This is a genomic window from Terriglobales bacterium, assembly GCA_035487355.1.
In the GTDB taxonomy this organism is placed as follows: domain Bacteria; phylum Acidobacteriota; class Terriglobia; order Terriglobales; family Acidobacteriaceae; genus QIAW01.
Map to the genome: position 1 here is coordinate 1 of DATHMF010000090.1, position 3,164 is coordinate 3,164.

The window sequence follows — 3,164 nt, forward strand, 5'->3', positions numbered from 1 at the left end:
CCAAGGGCAGCCAAAAGCGATGGAAATCAACAGCGTTGCTTCGGAAATGGCCGGAAGGTTCCAGGTTCGGAACGGTGTAGTGACATTTTCAAATCTAAATTTTGATGTAATCGGAGCATCGGTCAACCTGAGAGGAACCTATAACCTCGATAGCGGCGGGCTGGATTTTCATGGCAACCTGGTGATGCAGGCCAAGCTTTCCCAGACAACCACTGGCGCGAAATCATTTTTTCTAAAGGCACTTGACCCATTTTTCAAAGGGGAAAACGCTGGAACTGTGCTGGCGATCAAGATTACCGGGACAAAAGACAATCCCACCTTCGCCCATGATCGGGGCGGCGCTTCCCGCAAGCTTGAGGTCTCATCTCCTAAAGCGAGCAGGTGAACACCAAGATAGTTCCACAGGAATCCTCCATGGCCATGGCTATCGTTGCTTCACTCAGGAATTGCGCATACAGATTCCTACGTTAAAAAGAGTTCCTGAATCGGCGAGCGAGTTATTTCTCGAATGCGTTTTTGTGCGACCGAGCTGGAGGAAACTCAAAGTCCGAATTGACATCTGGGTCGCGTCTCCGAACCAAGGGGGGAGAGAACAGATGCCTGTGTTCGGCCAGGCACCTGTTCTTGGTGGGAGTGGATCGGAGGTGTTGTCTAACACTCACACTACCGGTGCCCCGCACGCGCAACAATCAGGTCCTTCCAGTACGGAGGGCCGGCTTTTCTTGTAGTGGAGCATCCAAAGCCTATAAGGGTTAGGTGTAGCAGGCTTGGCGAGACGGACGGGTGGCTGTCCTCTGTTGTCCGGTAAATCACCGGTCCCAACTTCTGTTGTCTTCAGAGCTTTATTTTGACTGGAAATCTCTTACGTATGTAAGGCACTGTTCTGTACATAGTTTCCCGGCCGGAATGGATCCAGGGTGAAACGGGACGAGGGGATTCCGCAAGAAGATTGGAAATATGAATCAACGTTGGATGACAATCCGCGACAAGCTTTACAAACGCCGTCAAAGGAACGGCCAGTAGAATACCCATCAAGCCCCATAGCCAACCCCAGAACAGGATCCCCGCTGTGGCCGCGACGGGGCCTATATTGACCCGCAATCCGACTATCTTTGGGATTAGAAAGTTTGCGGAAATGATATGAAGGCATACGACTGTTAAGAAAATAATGGCAAACGGGCCTGCTGTAGTAAATTGTAAAAGCGCAGCCGCGGTAGGGACCAGCACCGCGAGAATTACTCCTAGAAAAGGGATCAAACTCAGAAATCCACTCACAATGCCAAGAATCACGGCGCCCTGTATTTTCAACGCGAGAAGGACGAGAATCGTGACCGTTGCCATTGCAGAACCGATGATAAAGTTGCCGGCCGCAAATCCTCTCACCATTTGGGTCACTCGCCCCATGAATTGATGTACGTCGATCATATGGCCGAATGAGATCGTCAATCTTTGCTTCATCTGCTCCTTACGAATCAGATTGAAGAACATGAGTTTTTTGACATCTTATCTCCCTTCCCAGCTTGTCACTCAAATTGGATCCACAAACGCGCTTAGATTGTTCCAATCGTAGCCGCAAGCCCATACAGGGAATGCTGCAGAATTTGCCCAGCCATACCCGATGAAGCCAGTTGGTCTCCTGACCTCCTGAAAGGCGAGTGGAAAGGTGCGCGGTCAAGAGCAACTCGGGCCCGGAAGAAAAAAAACTGCAGCCGATCGAGAGATGGCTCGGAAGCTTTGCCAAGCAATAGTCCAAGATAAATCTCTCTCCACCTCTGCCCACAACGTAAGAGTTATCGTGCGGCGGGGAGATCATTTTGAAGGGCACTGTTCGTAAACAAGACGAAAAGACCAGCATTCGAACGAAGGCTAACAACATTGCTGAAGCGCATAAGGTTCAGAACGATCTCGCTATCAAGTCGTAAGCGAAGGCAGCCCCCGCTGCCGCACGGGATTCTGTTCCGCAGCGGGGCCTGCACAAAACGAATTTGATCAACTCCAAAAAGCTCCAACTAAGAAGGCCACGGAAGCAGCGCACATGCCCCCGGCTCCTGCCCACCCAAGCACCTTCAGCTGTAGAGGCAAAGTAAAGTGTCCCATCACTTTTCGATTTTGGGTTAGCAACATCATCAGAACCATCACGGGTGCTGCTAGAATCCCATTGATAACCGCGGCAATGAACAAGGCTTTGATCGGGTCCAGATGAACGAAGTTCAGAGCCAAACCGGCGATCGTGGCCGCACCCAGCGTGGCATAAAATTTGAAGGCTCTCTTCGGCTTGATCTCGAGATCTACTCGCCAGTGCATCGCTTCTCCGATTGCGTAGGCTGCGCTTCCCGCCAGTACCGGAACGGCGAGAAGGCCCGTTCCTATTATTCCTGCAGCAAATAAGACATAGGCAAAGCGTCCGGCCAGCGGTTCGAGAGCTTGCGCCGCTTCCGTTGCCGTTTGGATGTTCGTCTGTCCATGGGCATGCAAAGTTGCCGCAGAGGTAAGCATGATAAAAAATGCCACCAGGTTGGACGCCGCCATGCCAAAGTAGGTGTCGATCTTGATTCTGCGAAGTTGCTCAGGCGCCTGTGAGGGATCTTTGCGTAGAGATTTATCTTCTTTTTTATCTCGAACTTCTTCTGCTTCCTGGGATGCCTGCCAAAAAAACAGATAGGGACTAATAGTAGTCCCCAGTACTGCCACCACCATCATGCAGTACTCCCCATGAAATCCATTTAAGGGGGGCAGAATCAATGCGCGCAGGGCTTCACTCCAAGAAACGTGAACCAGAAAGGCTGTCACCACATACGCGAATAATGACAAGGCGAGCCACTTTAGGTAGTTCACATATCGGGTGTACGGAATGAAGACCTGCAAAACCATGGAGAGCAGCCCAAACCCAAGAATATGCACCCACCTGGGGCCTCCCACCAGCAAGTGGGCGGCTTCACCCATCGCTCCCAGGTCGGCTCCTAGGTTGAAAATCGCCGAAATAAGAAGAAGGAAGACGATACCCATTACGATTGGCCGAGGATATGCCTTACGCAGGCTTGCGGATATTGCTGCACCTGTGACGCGTCCAATCCGCGCGCTGATTTCCTGGATCGCGCACATGAACGGATAAGAAAATAGGGTCAGCCAAAGGACGCTAAAACCAAATTGAGCACCCGCTTGTG

Annotated in this window: 3 protein-coding genes; 1 reads left to right on the top strand and 2 read right to left on the bottom strand. The window is 51.4% G+C overall.

Translation table 11 applies throughout. The features are described 5' to 3' along the window. A partial coding sequence (locus VK738_16645; GenBank protein ID HTD24289.1) for an AsmA-like C-terminal region-containing protein occupies positions 1-385 on the top strand: 385 nt, incomplete at its 5' end. A 449-nt stretch (positions 386-834) separates the two neighbouring features. Here VK738_16645 and VK738_16650 read toward each other — a convergent pair. Together VK738_16650 and VK738_16655 are read right to left on the bottom strand one after the other, a co-directional pair. Further along, on the bottom strand, positions 835-1,488 hold the full coding sequence (locus VK738_16650; GenBank protein ID HTD24290.1) for an AI-2E family transporter: 654 nt from the start codon (positions 1,486-1,488) through the stop codon (positions 835-837). A gap of 501 nt (positions 1,489-1,989) precedes the next feature. Continuing rightward, positions 1,990-3,164 (bottom strand): divalent metal cation transporter (locus VK738_16655; protein ID HTD24291.1); only part of this gene is annotated, 1,175 nt, incomplete at its 5' end.

Bases quoted from the DNA above. Each gene is read 5' to 3' on its own strand.
- VK738_16650 (HTD24290.1), bottom strand. From the start codon at position 1,488: ATGTTCTTCAATCTGATTCGTAAGGAGCAGATGAAGCAAAGATTGACG.